The sequence below is a fragment of the uncultured Fibrobacter sp. genome, assembly GCF_937877005.1.
Taxonomy (GTDB): Bacteria; Fibrobacterota; Fibrobacteria; order Fibrobacterales; family Fibrobacteraceae; genus Fibrobacter.
This window is the reverse complement of sequence record NZ_CALEFV010000023.1, coordinates 1-17,660: the sequence shown is the minus strand read 5'-3', so window position 1 is coordinate 17,660 and position 17,660 is coordinate 1. Positions and strand designations below refer to the sequence as shown.

Annotated in this window: 15 protein-coding genes; 6 read left to right on the top strand and 9 right to left on the bottom strand. The window is 50.1% G+C overall.

Annotated elements, in window-relative coordinates; all coding sequences use genetic code 11:
* Nucleotides 1-21 precede the first annotated feature (21 nt).
* Genes Q0628_RS01275 through Q0628_RS01265 form a run of 3 tightly spaced genes read left to right on the top strand, consistent with a single transcriptional unit; the run spans nucleotide 22 to nucleotide 1,741 of the window.
* A complete protein-coding gene (locus tag Q0628_RS01275; protein ID WP_298767772.1) occupies nucleotides 22-786 on the top strand; it encodes a YgcG family protein in 765 nt (254 codons plus the stop codon).
* A complete protein-coding gene (locus Q0628_RS01270; protein WP_298767771.1) occupies nucleotides 783-1,472 on the top strand; it encodes a hypothetical protein in 690 nt (229 codons plus the stop codon). The genes Q0628_RS01275 and Q0628_RS01270 overlap by 4 nt, the downstream gene beginning before the upstream one ends.
* The gene (locus Q0628_RS01265) at nucleotides 1,472-1,741 is read left to right on the top strand and encodes a hypothetical protein (protein WP_298767770.1); all 270 of its coding nucleotides are present in this window, start codon (nucleotides 1,472-1,474) and stop codon (nucleotides 1,739-1,741) included. The genes Q0628_RS01270 and Q0628_RS01265 overlap by 1 nt, the downstream gene beginning before the upstream one ends.
* A gap of 52 nt (nucleotides 1,742-1,793) precedes the next feature.
* On the opposite strand, the gene Q0628_RS01260 is transcribed toward Q0628_RS01265, so the two are convergent.
* The 9 genes from Q0628_RS01260 to mnmE all read right to left on the bottom strand — a co-directional run bounded on the left by Q0628_RS01260 (nucleotide 1,794) and on the right by mnmE (nucleotide 12,271).
* Nucleotides 1,794-2,603, bottom strand: coding sequence for a PDZ domain-containing protein (locus Q0628_RS01260; RefSeq protein ID WP_298767769.1), 810 nt, complete (start codon nucleotides 2,601-2,603; stop codon nucleotides 1,794-1,796).
* Between the two features lie 213 nt (nucleotides 2,604-2,816).
* On the bottom strand, nucleotides 2,817-3,902 hold the full coding sequence (locus Q0628_RS01255) for a hypothetical protein (RefSeq protein ID WP_298767768.1): 1,086 nt from the start codon (nucleotides 3,900-3,902) through the stop codon (nucleotides 2,817-2,819).
* A 56-nt stretch (nucleotides 3,903-3,958) separates the two neighbouring features.
* Nucleotides 3,959-4,927, bottom strand: coding sequence for a fibrobacter succinogenes major paralogous domain-containing protein (locus tag Q0628_RS01250; protein WP_298767767.1), 969 nt, complete (start codon nucleotides 4,925-4,927; stop codon nucleotides 3,959-3,961).
* Nucleotides 4,924-5,598 (bottom strand): pyrimidine 5'-nucleotidase, encoded by a 675-nt coding sequence (locus tag Q0628_RS01245; protein ID WP_298767766.1) that lies wholly within the window; start codon nucleotides 5,596-5,598, stop codon nucleotides 4,924-4,926. Before Q0628_RS01245 ends, Q0628_RS01250 begins: the two co-directional genes overlap by 4 nt.
* 6 nt (nucleotides 5,599-5,604) lie before the next feature.
* The gene (locus Q0628_RS01240) at nucleotides 5,605-6,912 is read right to left on the bottom strand and encodes a deoxyguanosinetriphosphate triphosphohydrolase (RefSeq protein WP_298767765.1); all 1,308 of its coding nucleotides are present in this window, start codon (nucleotides 6,910-6,912) and stop codon (nucleotides 5,605-5,607) included.
* 17 nt (nucleotides 6,913-6,929) lie between these two features.
* Entirely contained in the window at nucleotides 6,930-9,005 is a 2,076-nt protein-coding gene (ccsA, locus tag Q0628_RS01235; RefSeq protein ID WP_298767764.1) for a cytochrome c biogenesis protein CcsA, read from the bottom strand.
* Nucleotides 8,981-9,982 carry a metallophosphoesterase gene (locus Q0628_RS01230; protein WP_298767762.1) on the bottom strand — a complete coding sequence of 334 codons (1,002 nt, stop codon included), beginning with the start codon at nucleotides 9,980-9,982 and terminating at the stop codon, nucleotides 8,981-8,983. Before Q0628_RS01230 ends, ccsA begins: the two co-directional genes overlap by 25 nt.
* Before the next feature lie 62 nt (nucleotides 9,983-10,044).
* Nucleotides 10,045-10,917 carry a GRP family sugar transporter gene (locus Q0628_RS01225; RefSeq protein WP_298767761.1) on the bottom strand — a complete coding sequence of 291 codons (873 nt, stop codon included), beginning with the start codon at nucleotides 10,915-10,917 and terminating at the stop codon, nucleotides 10,045-10,047.
* Complete coding sequence (gene mnmE, locus Q0628_RS01220) at nucleotides 10,907-12,271, bottom strand: tRNA uridine-5-carboxymethylaminomethyl(34) synthesis GTPase MnmE (protein WP_298767760.1); 1,365 nt, start codon at nucleotides 12,269-12,271, stop codon at nucleotides 10,907-10,909. Before mnmE ends, Q0628_RS01225 begins: the two co-directional genes overlap by 11 nt.
* Before the next feature lie 79 nt (nucleotides 12,272-12,350).
* Here mnmE and Q0628_RS01215 point away from each other — a divergent pair, with 79 nt between their 5' ends.
* From Q0628_RS01215 to Q0628_RS01205, 3 genes are all read left to right on the top strand, one after another.
* Nucleotides 12,351-13,376: an aldose 1-epimerase gene (locus Q0628_RS01215; RefSeq protein WP_298767759.1), complete on the top strand. Its 1,026-nt coding sequence runs from the start codon at nucleotides 12,351-12,353 to the stop codon at nucleotides 13,374-13,376.
* Nucleotides 13,377-13,545: 169 nt separating this feature from the next.
* A complete protein-coding gene (locus Q0628_RS01210) occupies nucleotides 13,546-15,402 on the top strand; it encodes a glycosyl hydrolase (protein WP_298767758.1) in 1,857 nt (618 codons plus the stop codon).
* 160 nt (nucleotides 15,403-15,562) lie between these two features.
* Nucleotides 15,563-17,419, top strand: coding sequence for a glycosyl hydrolase (locus tag Q0628_RS01205; protein ID WP_298767757.1), 1,857 nt, complete (start codon nucleotides 15,563-15,565; stop codon nucleotides 17,417-17,419).
* Nucleotides 17,420-17,660 lie beyond the last annotated feature (241 nt).

Sequence of the window (17,660 nt, the reverse complement as noted above, 5' to 3'; positions counted from 1 at the left end):
AATCTTTGTATTTTCTAGGCAATGCATATTCGTCAATTCATTACCGTTTCGATTTTTCTCCTCTGCGGATTCGCCGCAGCCGTCGAAGAACGGCCCATTCCCGAAAAACCGACCGAAAGTGCAGTCTATGACGACAACCACCTAATGAATGCAAGCGAGATTCAGCTTTTTGACGATCTCGCTTTGGAACTGAAAAAAAAGACGGGCATCAGCCTAGCCTGCGTTCTGGCTAACGACATCGGCAGAACAGACAACAAGTCCTACGCACGAGCGACTGCAGAGCATTGGGACATCGACAACAACGGACTCATGATCTTTGTCGCCCAGAAACAGCACTGGAAGGATATCATCGTCGCTCCTCAATTGCAAGATGTATATTCCGAAAAGGTCTTGGCCAAACTACAGCAGCACACATTGCTGCCGGCTTTCCGTGAATACAACTACAGCCAGGGAATTCTCGCCCTAGCCTATGCACTGGCAGAAGCGGGTGTCAAGAGCAAAGGAATCAAGCTCGACATCGACAAGACTCGTTACGAATTGCAGCAGAACAAAGTCTCTTCGCTGATGATTCTATTTATCATGTTCGTCGTATTCTTCTTGCTGATGGCAAAATTCAGCGGCGGGCGCGGAAACGGCTGTTTCTGGTTCCTGTTCGGCGGAGCCATCAGGAAACGCAAGAAAGAAGAACCCGAAACCGGTTTCGCCGGCAGCTTCGGCAATTCCAGGAGCGGTTTCGGTGGAGGATTCGGCAATAGTTTCGGCGGAGGATTCCGAGGTAAGTTATGAAGAAAATCCTAAGCATCCTAGAACTTCAAAAATCAAAATGGCCCGGAATGCTCCAACAGGCACTGGGCGACAACCTCATTTCGGCTTTTATCCACGGTGACTGCCTAGTCGAGGGTTTCAATGCTCTTGAAAGACCATGGACAGTCAGTTTCATCCTTCGCGAAAACACGACTAGCAGCCTGAAGGCCCTGCAACCGCTACTGCATGAAACGGCCAAGGAGAACATCGAATTTCGCTATTTCTTTACACTCAAGGAAATCCAGACCTCCGAAGACGTGTTTCCGCTTGAATTTTTGCATATTGCCAACAGGAGCGTTAGCCTAGCCGGGGCAAGGCCCTTGCCAGGATACAAGCCGAATGTTGAATGTCTACGTCTCGAATGCGAACGTGAACTTCGCGGCATGCTTATTCACCTACGCGAAGCCTACATGTACCTTAAGCAGGAACGGAACCCGCTAGGCTTTTTCATTCGCGCAAATGCATCCCTGCTTCCAATCATGTATGGGGTCTATTATCTGCTGAACCACACCTATCCCGAAAGCCACAAGCAAATATTTGACCAATTTCCGTCTCTCCAAGTTCCTGCCAGCAGTCGAAACCAGGCTCTTTTTGAGGAAAGCGTAAATAACTATATTGCAACCGTCACTGAAATTGTCAACCAAGTCGACTCCATGGATGTAGTATAATGTTTTGCGACAGGATTATCGGGACCACCCACCACGGGACCTACAAGAAAGTCATTGATGTTCTTTTTGAAAAGCACGAACTGAAGGAACATTCTATCAGGCGGATTGCCCGCGATGGCGTGGAACTGGAAATCGAAGTCAACGAAGACATGCAGGAAGGCGACATACTGGCCGAGACAGACCACTATGTGTATGCCATCAAGATTTACGTTCCGAAGCCACCCAAGGAAAATCTCGATCCCGAAAACAGGGTGAAACATTACCTTTAAAAAAAATCCTGCCAGCTTGAGCGGCAGGATTTTTCACACATTCATGACAGTCTTACTTGAGCACGGCGTTCTTGCCCGAAACGGAACCATTGTGTTCGATGGTCACCATGTAGCGTCCGCTCGGAATGTTTTCGCCATTCCAGTTAATCTTGTTGAAACCGGGCTGCGCATTGTCAAGGCGGAGGGATGCCACCACAGCACCGTCATTGTCCATTACGGTCACCACAGCCGTACCGGCACTGGAAAGATTGAAGGCGATGGCCTTGCGGCTAAAGCCCTTAAGCTTCGAAGAGGCAACCTTGTTCACGCTCTTGCTTGCCTTAGGGCCAAACTCGCTTGCGCGGTCCACATAGACACCGTTCAGGTTCTGTGCATTTACCGATTCACCTGACGGAAGGAGGGATCCGTGCTTGAGGACGGCCACCAGTTGCTTGTTGCCTTCGGTCGCACTTGCATAGGTTTCGAGTTCCTGAGCATTGAATTCAGTCTTGTCGCCATACCAGGCTTCGACCTTTTCACTTTCCAAATCCTTCACGGTAATCTGGGCACGACGAAGAGTCGCGGTCAAGGTATCAGCGCCACTCACGAACGTGAGTTCGAGCGGCTTGTTCACCTGACCACGGAGCATTTCCTTGGAGGCTTCGATATCAAGTCCCTTGAGGCTCGCTCCATCGACAGCGATAATCACGTCACCAGCCTGCAACTTGGTTTCTGCAGCAGGGGTTCCCGGAATCACTTCAGCAACCTTGACTCCGTTACGGAGCTGGTAAATCGTCACGCCAATACCGCCGAACTGTTCGTCAGCCATAAGGGGGGCAGCAAGCATCGCCGCCATCAAGGAAGCCTTTACAAAGTGTTTCATTAAATTCTCCTTATAATCTATACATCCTAAATATATAATAAAAAACAGGACCGGCAACCACTCTTCAAAAAAAAACTCATTGAAGAGACTCATTTTCCCTGCATTTCTTATTCAACACCCAGAATACCGTAAATCAGGAGTCGCTAAGCCACTTTACATAATGGCTTTTTTACTATAACCGGGATGACGAGATATTAAAATAATTTTCGACAGCTATTCGAACATGGTGCCGTCGTTTTCTTCTTCACCCTCGCCATCATCATAGTCATCCATGGTCTTGTCCCCTCCGGGGACGATGATGAGCCCAAGCGTCACGGGCTCTCCCTTCATGTTCAGATAAGCTTCCAGATATAAGTTCGTCGAAAGACGAAGCAGACGAAGGTCAAGCATGGTGCCGCCCTTGTGAATGCTTTTCGGATTCAGGTTGAAGAAGAGGAACTTTTTATTGATGTACTCGAAGCGGTCATTCTCGTAGTTAATCGCCCATTCGGAATTGCCGTCATTTTCCTGGCGGTAGGTGCAGCGGTCATTATCGATGTCACATTCGAAGCTCGCGCTTTCCTGGTAGCGCTTATTCCATTCGCGGCTAAAGGCGCAGCTCTGCACGCGGCCAGCCCCGTTGCGTTGCTTGTTTAGCTGATCGTTGATGACCACATAGTCCATCTTCTGGTTCTTCACCTGTTCATAGACATTCATCAAGATGACATACGCCTCAATATCCTTGGGGCATTTTCCCGTTAGGTTCACATCTTCGTGGGCCTTCAGGAGCGTCTGCTGCAAATCAATGTCAATAGCGTCGGGAATTTCACTTTCCTTAATCTTGTCAAGCACTTTTTTGGGCGGGACAAAGACAACCTTGTCGCCCTTCTTGACAGCATAACCCAGTTCATCGCGAACATAGTCCAAGCACTGCTGCACATGGATATGCACCGTATTGGAACCTCCTGACACAAAGTCCACGCCAATGCGCACATTCCACTCGCCAGCCGTATTGCCAGCATTCTTATCGATTTCGCAGAATGGTTCTTCGCGGATACCATCGATAAATATGACTTTTGCATTTAGCTTGGTCACGAGGGACGCTTCCTTATCGAGTGCGCCACCCAGGCTCCAAAAATTAGGATTCAGGCGAAGCACCTCTGCAAAGGCCTTGTCGCCATCGAGAGCAGGCAAAAGCGAATCGTTGCGGGCATTCTTTTCTTTTAAAAGTTCAGAATACTCCGTCACGACGGTCATGTTGCTAAAGCCGTTTCGGGCTTGCGGAGCAGGGAGCGCAAACGCAAGCGAAGAAAGAGCCATTAAGCAAAAAACGACAAGTAGAAAAATCTTTTTCATACGAGGATAAAATACAAAATTTAATTTTTCAGGCAACGGACAGAAAGAGCATATTCCATGGGATCTACAATCACCGAAACTTTTTCGCTATCATAGCGCATCGTTATATGATATGCATCGGATTCTCCATTTACAGAAGATGTCCAGAAATTTGCGAACTTTTCGATATCAAAATAACGGCCATCACTGTAATCTTCTTTTCTAAATCCTGCCGGCAAAGCAGCAAATCCATACAAGTCCAGCCCATTTACACTAACGGCATCACTCGTCAATTCCATCCATGAATCAGTCGATTTCAGCAATCCTCCCGCAGTTAGCGAATCTCCCACTGTGGCGACCAAGACATTCCATTCTTCCAAACTCGGAAGATGCCAGCCCTCTGGACAGATATCCTTTGCTGTTTTCCAATTGTAGAGTCTGCCATATTTATCACAATAAGTTTCTTCATTCTTATAGCACCAACCTAAATACGATGATGCACCGTCTATTTCTGCGCCATCGTAATTCATATTTTCAGCCATCCAAACCTGCTCGCCAATGGCAACGGACCTGTAGACCCGCTTATCGCGAGAATCCGTCATTGTGAGCCTTGTGACAGACACTTTCGATGAGCTACTCGATTCATTTACAAGACTGCTTGAAGAATTTACAGGGGGCATAGCACTCGAGCTACTGGAAAGCATGGTGCTTGACATTTCTACAGGACTATAGCTACTACTTGATTTTCCAGCTATACCGCTACTAGACTCAATACCGGCATTCATACCGACAATGCGCCATACTCCAGAAACGCAGACAACCGTATCTTCATCTTCTATAACATAGACCACAAAGCCCTCTTTGCTTTCTGTGCATCCAGGAAGTTCTGACATCGTGTCTACGAATAATTTCCTTTCTGCGACATCACTATCGCTGGAAGTCGATGAATCACACGCAGCCAAAACGACTAGTACAGTCAAAACGGCAAACAGTAGAATATTCTTTTTCATAAGAAGGTCCTTGCTAAGTTACATTTTTGAGGCAATTCCAACAGATGCGCTATATGATAATCCACCCAATCGGGGCATTCTTCAGTCGGATTCACGAAAATGGTCGTCCAGCCACGACGATGCGCTGGTTCCAGGTTACGGAGCGAGTCCTCAAGCAGGATTATCTCGCGGGGATTATCTGGATATGGGATTCCCATGCCAGACAGTCTATCCGCAAGCCACTGTTCCATCTTTTCATAGGCACTATCATGCGGTTTTCCAACCCAGCCAAGTTGTTTGAGATCGAACACGCCATCAATCGCGGAACTTATTCCCATGTGCACCATGCCCGCCTCGCTCCAGTCATGACGACCGTTGGTAAAAACGAAACGTGGTCCCTCGAGACTTTTGAGCAACGCCAACTTTTCGGGGGCCTTCTTAGGATAAATCAAATATTCCGGTTCATGGATAAAGTCAAAAAAGTCATCGGGTTTCGTCCCGTTCATCGTCATGAGCCCAGCAAGCGTCGTTCCGAAACGCTCCAGGTAGTCGGTGCGAATCTTGTGCGCCGATTCGAAATCGCCCCCAACGGTTTTCTGCACAAACAGCGAAATACGATGATCCAACGAATTAATGACATACCGTTCCTCGGTACCGTACAGAGTCAGATCGTAATCGAAAAGCCAAACCATCCTAGCCTAGTTTCCCATGGCGAGTCCACCAATCTGACGCGCCAGATAGGTAGCGTAATTGTCCGTCATGCCGCTCACAAAATCAAGCACCTGATGATAAGCCTCGGCCATCGTCACGCTCTGACCAATCTTTGCCTGACCGATGAGACGCACGATGCGGTCGGCACGGTAGGAATTATTGCCATTCAGGCGAAAATCGTAAACACCATTGATAAAGGCGTCAAGCACCGTAGCCAGGGTCGTGTAGCTGCCGACTTCGAGTTCCGTCTTGCGACGGTCAGGATAAATACGTTCAACACCCAGACGCTTTGCGATGCGAATGCCTTCCATCACGTCAGATCGTGAAAGATTTGTCAAGTGCTTAACCCTTTCACCGGACATGATCGCCTCATAGTTATTCACGAAGGTCACGGCAACATCATCAATCAAATTCTGAATGGCCAAGCCGCGGACGCTGCTCAAGAAATCTCGAAAGTTCTGACCATTTTCCTGGAACTCGCGATCGATATCGACCTCGGGGCCGCAAAGATAGCTGAACATGCCGCGAACATCGCCGTAACTCAAGATACCCAGTTCAATAGCGTCTTCGACATCCAGAATGCTGTAGCAGATATCGTCAGCCGCTTCCATCAGGTACACTAGCGGATGGCGCACCCACTTGCCCGTTTCCACTTCAGGGATGCCTAGCGTATAGGCCGTCACGCGATATAGATCAGCCTCGGTCGAGAACAGACTCGTCGGCTGGCCAAACTTTGCCAGCTGCGGATACTTGATCATAGATCCGATCGTCGCATAGGTGAGACGCATTCCGCCATCCAAAAAATGGTATTCAAGTTTACTCAAAATGCGGTGTCCCTGCGCATTGCCGTCAAAATTTTCAAAATCGGCAACTTCGGTATCGCTCAGGCCCCTCATCGGTGCCGAATTGCGGTTTTTGCGGAACCATTCACGAATAGCAGCCTCCCCAGCATGACCAAAAGGCGGATTACCGATATCGTGCGCAAGGCAGGCGGACTGCACGATAGTTCCGAAATGGTACTCGTTGATATACTTCGGGAGGTATTTCTTAATCAGATGGTAAACCGTAATGGCGAGACTACGGCCCACACTCGACACCTCGATACTGTGCGTGAGACGGCTATGCACATGGTCATTCACCGAAAAAGGATGTACCTGGGTTTTGCGACCAAGTCGCCTAAAAGCCGTTGAGAAAACGATACGGTCGTAATCGCGATGAAAATCGGAACGGTTCGGGTCCAGATCGGCCGGATGCCCATAACGCGTCGCAGAAAGCAAGGTGTCCCACTGTAGCATAGGCTAAAAGATAGAAATTAACGAGAACGCAACCTGAAAGCAAGAATCGCTATCGCCATTAAATCAAGTAAGGTGAATGCCGCAAGCCATACCGCAGATCCCGATTGAAATCCGTAACTGTGCAAGCCTACACCAAGCAAGTTCACACCGAACCAACAAAGAAACGTGACAATGACATTGAAGCTATTGATGAGCGCAAACCCATGTTCTTTCACCAAGCGGCCAGCACGCAGGTGAAGCGCTAACATTGCCCAGAGAATCACGAACAACGCTCCGCATTCCTTGGGATCAAAACCCCAGAATCGTCCCCAGGCAAAATCTGCCCAGACGCCTCCTAGAAGGGTACCGACAATCGTAAAAATGGCGCCAAAGACGAGTGTTGCAAACAGGAGTGGCTGCAGGCTTGCCGATTCGCGACGGGCTAGCGCTAGATGCGCGACAATACCCGACAGAATCATTCCCGCATAACCAAGCGCAATCGTGAACACGTGCATTGTCAGAAAAACCGAAGAATTCAACACCGCAGGTATCGGCTGGAAGGAATCGCCCTGTTCCAGCACGAATTTTGCAAAGAACAGAAGGACTGTTGCCATCAGGACAACGGGAATCATCAATGTATAAGTCCTTTTCTTGCAGAAGACGTATACACCCGATTCAAATGCGACCAACAACAGCGCCACCAGCAGCACGATTTCATACAGACTCGAAAGGGGTGGACGGGTTGTAATGTAAGCGCGCGCGGCAAAAATCAAGACCAGAACAGCCGAATCAATTATGCAGAAAGCATTAGCGACCTTGTCCAACATATGCGACTTGAAAATCATGTTCAGCGCAGACAATAGGCACCCAACAAAAGCCATGATAAAGGCCCACAGGACAAAATTTGCGCGGTGGTAAAGCACTTCTATCGAAAGCCGTCCAGAATTCACCACCATTTCATCCTTTTTAACAAATGAAATGGCCAATCCATCCTTGACAGATTCATAGCGCAGAACATTCGAATAAAGTCTTTTCATTTCCAAAGTCGCCGGGTGATCGTCTTCTCGGCTTGCATAAAGCCGAAGGATATCTATCGATGAAACTATCTGCGCATAACTCAAGTAACGCGATTCCGTAGGCAAACGGAGCGCTTCCGCGACATCGCTGCGGAAAATCTTGAATAGCGAAAGATTGCAGGCCTTTTCGGGTTCAAGCGATATCATCCGAATCACCTCAACCGCAGAAACCTTGCCTTGGCACGGCTCCCCCTCCCGGCAACCATATGTCACGCGACCATACAGATCATCAAGAAAACCTCGCGCAAAGGAATCAAAAGGCCGGACAACGCTGTCGACTAGAACAGGAGTATCAGGGCCAAGTCCCTCCCACACAGGAATTGGATTTTCCGAAGCCCGGGAACTGACAGGAATGGAAACTAGGAAAAATGCAATGAGCGGCAGAACTTTCATGGTTCGCCTACAACGAATTTTCACGACATAATGGTATACGGCTCCCAATAGGAACAGCACCATGAATGCATAGGGTACAAAATGGAACGGATCATAGAAGGCCCTATACATTGCCACGGACCTTCCTTGTGGCAACTCGACATATCCCCGGTACTGAACATAATACGGCCAGGAATTTTCAATTATCACGGGAGTCCTACCTAGGCTATCCTCTGCGGCAAAGTAGCGGACATTTTCCGCCATATTCTCCGAAGCCTGCCGAGACGATTCCACATAGCCATAATATTCTCGCTTCAGTTCACAACCAAGTACGCCGCCCACAAGTAGAACGAGCAAAGCCAAATGCATCACCCAAAGACCCGCATTCTTTACACCGCGGGGAATCCGGCACGCCATCGAGCAAATCAAGTGGAAACTCGCTAAAACAGAGAGCCCCTTGAACGCCGGAAGAGGAATAAAGCCCAGAATCAAGATTATGTAACTATCGAAAAAGCGCTCTATCGCTACGGATGCGGGGAGTCCTGCCGATTCAGCATTGGCCTGCGCAAGGACTCCCCAAAAAATCAGCACCAGAAAGGCGGCTAGAAGCGCAACAGTCACCTTCATGGAGGCTAGAAATCTTAATGCGACAATGCATCTACCCATACAAACTTACTTTCATCAAGGTGCTGTTCGCCATCAAAACGATACGCGACGAGACGACCGTTTCCGCGGTACCCCGCTACACTAAAGTCAAGACAGCAGACATTGCTACGAATTAGTTTCGGAAGTCCCGTAAGCCAGTAATGTCCAAAAAATACAGGCCGATTTTCTTCCCCATAAAAACGCCGTGTGCGAACTTCCGGTAAGACATCCGCCTGGACATTCATCAACGCCCCCGGCTGGTAGCTGAGTTCCTGGAATGTCGCATGGCTTGGATCAATCCACCAGGTGATTCTGGTGCGTTTACGCTGAACCCCTTCGGCATCGTTAAAATACAATCCCTCGGGCAAATCCATCTCGGGCCCCTTCAACAGAATACTCAACGGTCTAAAGAGGCTATCATCAAATTCATTAAATTCATCGTTCGCCCTCGCAATCAGTTCGTCAAAATTTCCGTCGGCAAACGACCGAATTCCTTCGCGCCTCAGGATCTCAACCGCGTCGATGTCAAAGCATGCATGCTGGGCCCGGAACGATTCCGTCTCGATATAGAACGGAAGGGTTTTCACAAAGGCGAGCATGTCTTCAAATTCCTGACGTCGGCCGACAAAATCGGCCACGGTACGCGAATGGATCGCAATCTTGTTAAACGAGTGTTCACGAAGATAGGAATCCTTCATTTTTTTCAGGAAATGGCCACCACCAGCACCATTACGCTGCCAGAAGGAAAGCATATTGAATTCATGGTTTCCTAAGAGAGCTATGGCAGAACCCGCTTCGCGCATGGCTCGGACAAGCCTGATAGTTTCACGCACATTTGGACCGCGATCCACATAGTCCCCCAGAAAAACCGCCATGCGGCTTCCTCCGGGGTAGCGAAACGCTCCAGCCGATTCCACATAGCCCAACTTTCCGAGCAATAATTTCAGCTCGTCGGCATGGCCATGGATATCGCCGATAAAGTCCAATGAATCCATCATACTCGCAATATAAATTTTTTAGCCGAGGCAGCCAACAATGCAAGCAGCGACTTTCCGCGAAACTAGCTTCTAGAAAGAGTCAGCAGCACCGCACCGGCAAGGATGATAAATGTCGCAAACAGGAGCTTGATTCGTTCGCGGGTACTCCGGTATTCGCCAAAGACAAGCACACCCCAGCCAAGGTTCACGAGCAAGTTGAGCTGCGTGAGCGGATATCCCACAGCGTAGCCAAGCGCCCCATTGACATCGATGGCCCAGAAGCATCCATGCGTACCGGCCATCCACAAAAAACCCATCAAGATGCTAGCTAGGCTAGGCATGCAAGTGAACTCGAACATTTTTTTGCGACGGATCTGAAGTACAATGACAAGGAGCTGGCTTCCTATGAAAATACCTTCCGAGAATGAGCAGATAAATTCGAGGTCAGACAAAGAGTATCCCGAAAGAGTTGCAAGCTTGTACGGAATGAGGTATGTACCGAAGGCGAGCCCCCCTAGAAGCGATCGCCAGTTCTTAAGAACCGATCCACCATGAGACGGGGATAGGCGCGACAGGCCAATCATAAAACAGGCTATTGCGGGAATGGACAATATGAAGTTCGAGCCCTCGTGAAATAACAGCACTCCCGAAAGAAAGGACGATAGAATGCTTACACCCATGGAACGCACTCCAGCCCCAGCCAAATCGGCTTCGGCCTGCACGGACCAGAAACAGAACGCGCCGCCAATGACCCACCAAAAGCCACAAACCAGACCAATCGGCGAAACATTGAAGGTCCCCGTGGCAAAAGCGACAACAAGGGCCGAAACGAGGATTCCTGATGTCATCATCGAAAGATAAGCCCAGTTAGTATATTTCGGCCACTTCTTGAGAGGCACCATATAGGTCCCGAACATGAAAATGGCAAGCAAGGCGCCTATATAACTATTTTCCAATGCAGAACCCCGCAAAAATAGATTGTAACACATCTTCGGACGAAATTTCGCCCGTAATGCTCTGAAGCGCGCGGCGCACGAGCTGCATTTCAAACGCAAGCAGTTCCACCGCCGGATTTTCAGCAAGTAGCTTCAACACACGATCAATCCCCGCCAAGGCCTCTTCGAGGCAAGACTTTTCGCGTTCGCTCGTAATCCAGAGATCCTCGGGATTTTCATTCTTCCTAAAAAGGTTCGCATTCAGGGCAAAACGCAAGTCGGCGAGCCCTTCGCCCGTCTTGGAAGATAGGTAGATCGTATTGTTGCGATGTTTCCGAACCGATGGGTCCAGCAGATCGCTCTTGGATATGACCGTAAAATCGGGATCGACTGGATTCTGCCCTGCCGTTGGGCAATTTCCATCGACGACTAAAATCTTCATGTCGGCTTCTTCGAGAACTCCGCGACTCTTTTTCTGGCTGAGAGCATCAAGTTCGTCGGTAGCCCGGTCCGCAATTCCCGCCGTATCAATCAATCGAATCTCGCCGCCATCCAGGAACAGCCGAACTTCAACAAAGTCTCTCGTTGTCCCCGGAACATTGCTTACCAGAAGGCGATCTTCTCCGAGAAGAGCATTTACGAGACTTGACTTACCCGCATTAGGCGCACCATAGAGAACGGCAAGCGGAATTTTGCGAAGCGATGCCTTGCCTCGGAAACTCGATAGAATCGATTCGATGGATTCCCGGATCTTTACGAATTTTTCCTGCCAGCCGCTATAGTCCGGGTCGGCTTCTTCTTCAGTAAAATCTACATCCAGTTCAAGCCGCGCCGAAATATCCTTGACCTGAGCCGTCAGGGCATCGACCTTTCTCGAAAGGGCACCGGAAAGAAGTCGGTGAGCATTTTCAAGTTCAGCCCGATTTGCGCTATGGATAACATCGGCGACCGACTCCGCCTGGGAGAGATCCATCTTGCCATTCAGGAAGGCGCGGCGGGTATATTCACCGGGATCAGCCAGGCGAACCCCTTCAATAGAACGGATTGCCTGCAACAGATCTCGCACAATGAGCGGATTGCCATGCGGAAAAAGCTCCAGCACATCTTCACCGGTATAGGAATTCGGAGATTCAAAATAAAGGAACAACAAGCTATCGAGGACCTTGCCGGTCTGCGGATCACGAGCAGTACTGAGCGATGCCTGGCGGGGTTTCAGCGAACTTGCGACCTTTTCGCCAAACAGGCGCCGAGCCACGTCGCGGACGCGGCAACCGCTCACTCGCAGCGCGGCGACAGCACTGACTCCGGCCGGAGTCATCGGTGCCACAATCGTATCGGCACTGCGAGGGGAATCTCCCAAATGAACCTGTTCCATAAAGTAAAAATATAAAAAACTTATTTATATGTGGCAACAAAACTAACAGTTCTGATTTTTATATAGATTTAAAATGTCTATGAGTCAGTTCAAACTTATTTCTCGTCCCCTGGGCACTATCGCCTGCTATGTCCTGCAACGCGATGATGGTGCCGAATTTGAATTTTTAAGTGGTTTTGGTGGCGGGCTGAACGCCTGGCGCGTTCCCGTCGAAAACTTCCGGGACTCCCGCAATTCCACCATGCTCGATCTACTGTACGGTTATCGGGACGAACCGACTCTCCGCAAGATCTATCCGGACACGAATGCTGGTTGTAGACTCGCCCCATTTCCGGGCCGCACCGCCTTTGCGCAGTTCCAGTGGCGTGAAAACACATACAAACTCGTAAACAATGTCAGCTGGGCACCGCACGCTCTACATGGCTTTTTACAGGACAAAGAATGGGCTTTCGAAAGTTTCGAGAGCGATAACGACAGCTGTACAGCCACCTTTTGCTGCGACTGGCCGGGCGCCTTCGCAGGTTTCCCCTTCCCATTCCGAGCTATCAACACGATAAACTTTACCGGTGAAAGCGTCACCATCACTTCGATCGTCAAGAACATCGGCAAATCCGACCTACCCTATTCCGAAGGCTGGCACCCCTATTTCATGCTAGGCGAAAAGATTGACAACCTGACGCTGAAACTACCCCAGAGTACACTCGCCCTTCTAGACAGCAACGACCTCCCGACAGGAAAATTTAAGGAAGACCAACGCTTCACCTGCGCAAGAAAGATTAATGACGAGTTCATCAATGACTGTTTCTGCTTAGAAAAGGAAATGACGAGCTTTCCCTCCGCCGATTCCTACTTCATCAACAATGCGCATGTCCTTTTGGAAAGTAACCGCTATTCGCTCGACATTTGGCAGAAGGCCGGCATCGAGCAGTACAACGCCATCCAGATTTACACTCCACCCGACCGCATGAGCATCGCCATCGAACCCATGACATCCGAACCCGATGCCCTGAATCACCACCGTGGGCTCATCGTGATTCCCCCCGGCGAAGAAAGAACATTCACTTTCGGGTTCCATTTCCATGAAAAACAGGGAATTGAGCTATAAAATCCCCATATTCGTCCCATTTTGTAACATTCTTCTTTCAAAAATCACCATTCTAGGTGACTTTCTTCGTTGAGAAAATCCCAACGAATTGTTCAACGGTGTTGAAATTGTGCTTTGAAAACGCCTTTCAAGAATATATTTTCCTAGTCGATATAAAAGGAGTCTTAAGATGAGCATTAGAAAATCTGTCTTTACCTTGGGCCTTGCTGCCCTTGCGACCACTTTCATCGCCTGCTCTGACGATTCGAGCAGCGGCGATCCGACCGCTCCGACTGATGATCCTCAGGTAGTGCCTGGTGATTCGACTTCTGTAAACGGGAATCCGGCCACGGTGAATGACTCTACGAAAACGACCGATTCGACTAATGTCAACACTCCGATCGACAACCCGCCTGCTGTTCCGGGTTCGTTCAGCTACCTGCCCGTGACTGAAGGGGCAACTGAAGGTGCCCAGAAACTTTACAACTTCCTTGCCGTGAACTACGGTGTAAAGACCGTTTCGGGCGTCATGACAGGCGATGTGAGCTCTGCCTCCCTTAAGGAACTTCCTGATGTGGCCGCCTTCTACGAACATACCGGCAAGTACCCTGCTCTAGTAGGTTTCGACTTCCTTTTTGCAACGGGCAAAAATGCGGGCGACGCCTGGTACCAAAGCTACACCCAGATGGCGCTCGATGCCGCAACGGATCTGTGGAACCAGGGCGGTATTCCGGCCTTCACCTGGCACTGGAAGGACCCGAGCGACCAGATAGATGCCTTCTACACCAAGTCCGGCAATGCCAGCGAATATACCGAGTTCGATTACACCCAGGGATTCGTTGACCCTGCCTGTACAGCCAATTGCGCTTGGAATGTCGAATCCGAAACTTATAAGCAACTCGTGAGCGACATCGACGAAATTGCGGATATGTTCCTTACCCTGCAGGATGCAGGTGTTGCCGCTATCTTCCGTCCGTTGCACGAAGCGAGCGGCAAGTGGTTCTGGTGGGGCACCAAGGGCGGTGCTGCGTTCCAGGCCCTTTACAACTTGGTCTACGACGAAATGGTTGGCGTCAAGGGTGTCAAGAACCTCGTGTGGGTGTGGAACCCCGAATACACCAAGGATACGGACTGGAATCCGGGTGCAAACAAGTATGACGTGATTAGCCTCGACATTTACGAAGCTTGGGATTATACCACCAAGTACACCAGGGCCTATTCTGAACTCAAGACCAACTACGGAACCGGCAAGATGTTCGCCGTTTCTGAAAACGGCCCGATCCCCGATATGTCTACGATGGCTGCAGGCAACACGAAGTGGGCCTGGTGGATGCCGTGGTACCAGACATGGGACGGCAAGTACCTGGACCACACGGTCGCTGGCGTTTGGAAGGCGAACATGGAAAGCCCCTGCACCATTAGTCTCGAAAGCATGCCGGGCTGGGCGAACTACTCCGTTTCGACGACACCGGTTGCCGCTTGTGAAGTCGGCTACGCCCTGGGTTCTATCGATTCCGCTCGCGTCATCGAAGAAATATTCCCCGACGACCTTGCCACGAACGGCTGGCTCAAGGCGAAGCTCACCGCCGCAGGTGAAGAAGATACCGCCAAGGGCAATGTCGTGATTCTCGATGCGAATATTCCCGATCTTTCTGCCGCAACGAAGCTTACCATGAAGGTGTACAACACCAACCAGATGTCCGGCATCTGGTTCACGGTCGCCTTCCTTACGGGCGCTCCGGACTGGGCCTGGGCTCAGCCTGAAGGTTGCTGGGTGAATGCCGGTGAAGAAACGCTCTGCGAAATCGACCTTACCACGACTGCCAAGGACCAGGTCGTGCTGGAAGGGGAAGACTACACATCGTTCATGAGCAATATTTCGAAGGTCTATCTCGAGATCTTTGCGGCAGGCTTTAACGGAACCGTCTACTACGACGACGTGACCGTTGATGGAACGATCGTTATTAACGATTTCAATACCGCTCAGAAGATCAAGGTGGAAGAAGGTAGCTTTATTACGGCAGAAGTTGTCGGAAACGGAAACTAACAAGCGCATTTCTCTTCATGACTCCAAGGTCCCTGCGGGTTTACGCCCGTGGGGACTTTTTTATTGCGGTAAAGACAACGCCTTTTCCGCTTTTTTGCTTTCAAAGTGATTTTTCGGTGGTTTCGAAGGTATATTTAAGGCGTAAATTCAGGAGTGTTGTATGGGATATAAGACATTCGCGGCCATTGCCGCATTTTCTATGGCCGCTTCGGCTTTTGCCGACCCCACAATCTACGAAGCCGAAAATTTGCCGGGCGCAAGCGTTGCCGAAGGTGCCGAATTTTCGGGCGGAAAGTACGCAGAAACAGTAGACCCGAGCGGCATCACGTTCACGGTCAAGGTCGAAGAAACCGCCGTCTACGATATTACCACCAAGGTGTTCATCAAGCAGTATGACTGGACTACCTCTAAAATAGCGGTCAACGGTGTCGATGTGGGTTCCATGCTTACCACCCCGCGCAATTGCGATTCGAGCTACGTGGTTTCGGCATCTGCCAAAATGCGTGTCGGCGAAAACAAGATTACTGTAGGTAACCAGGCTCTCGGCGTGGATTACATTACCGTCGAACGCCACCCCGATCCGGTGTTCAACATTGGGCCTGTCCCTGTCACGCCGAATGCCAGCGCAAGCGCGCAGAAAATTTATAATGTCCTCCGCGATAACTTCGGCAAAAAGACCATCAGCGGCATGATGATCAGCGACCAGAATTTCAACTACGACTATGGCAACATGCGACTCATTCCGCCTGGCGGCTGCACGCCCGCGGATTCCTGCAAGTTCAGTGACGAAGAAGTTTCATGGAAGGGCCAGACCGACATCGCCGAGTTCTACAAGCGCAGCGGACACTACCCCGCTATTGGCGGCTTCGACATGCTGTTTGCCGCAGGCGGCCACCACGAAGAAGGCTGGTTCAAGGGCTACACCGAAAACAACCTGGTGATGACCGAGCAGCTGTGGGAAATGGGTGGAATCCCGACCTTCACATGGCACTGGAAAGTCGGTGAAGACACGATTTTCTACACGCAGCAAGAAGGCTACAGGAATGCGGGTTGCACCGAAGGCGTCACGAAGACGGCCGACAACAACACCTGCTTCAACTACACGAAGGCCTTCAAGGATTCCTCCTGCAAGGAGATTGACGCGACTTCGCAGGTCTACAAGGATATCGTCGCCGACGTGGACATTGTTTCGGGCTACTTCAAAAAGCTCGAAGAAAAGGGTATTGCCGTCGTGTGGCGCCCCCTGCACGAGGCCAGCGGTGGCTGGTTCTGGTGGGGCGTGGGTAGCGCCGAATGCTATGTGCAGCTTTACCGCCTGGTATTCGATCGCATGGTCAAGACAAATAAGCTCACCAATCTGATCTGGGTCTGGAACATCAATACCGACCCCGCTTTGGGCTACGACTATTCTGCCCTGAATGCGGCATGGTACCCGGGCGACGATTACGTGGACATTGTCGCAGTCGATATCTATGACCCGCTGATTGATCACAATTCTGCCGCCAACTACTTCAACAAGATCGTGAGCGACGTGGGCACAAACAAGATGATTGCCCTGAGCGAAAACGGCGCCATTCCCGACATCGACAGCATTGCCGAAGACAAGGCCTATTGGAGCTATTGGATGACCTGGAGTCAGACATGGAGCGGAAACTTCCTGGAAAAGACTCCTACCGACATGTGGAAAAGGAACCTCGACGATGAACGCATCATTGCGCTCGACGACATGCCCGGCTGGGACAAGGTCAGTACCGGCACTGTTCCTAACTTAAACAAAATCACAAGGAAATTTACAATTCATCAGCAAGACAACAACATCGTCATTTTCCTTGCTAATTCGGCACCTGCAAGCATAGCCCTCTTTGATATGTTAGGCCACCAGGTGGCAAGCCTTGCCAAGGGCAACATGTCCGCAGGTTCTCTGCAATTTAGTCTTGACGGCATCGCGAGCGGGAACTACATTGTTCGCGCAAAAATCAACGGAACCAGCTACTCTCAGAAAATTCGCGTGAAGTAAGTGAAACTGACAAAAAGATCTTAACATGGACTCGCGCAAGCGAGTCCTTCGGTCTATCATCTACTATTTTTTTATCTTTACAGCTATGGAAAAGAAGCACCCCCTCTATTTTACGATTCACGGTCACTTTTACCAGCCGCCCCGCGAAAATCCTTGGACGGGCCTCATCGAAAATCAGCCTAGTGCAAGGCCCTTCCACGATTGGAACGCCCGCATCGCAAGTCAATGCTATAGTCCCAAT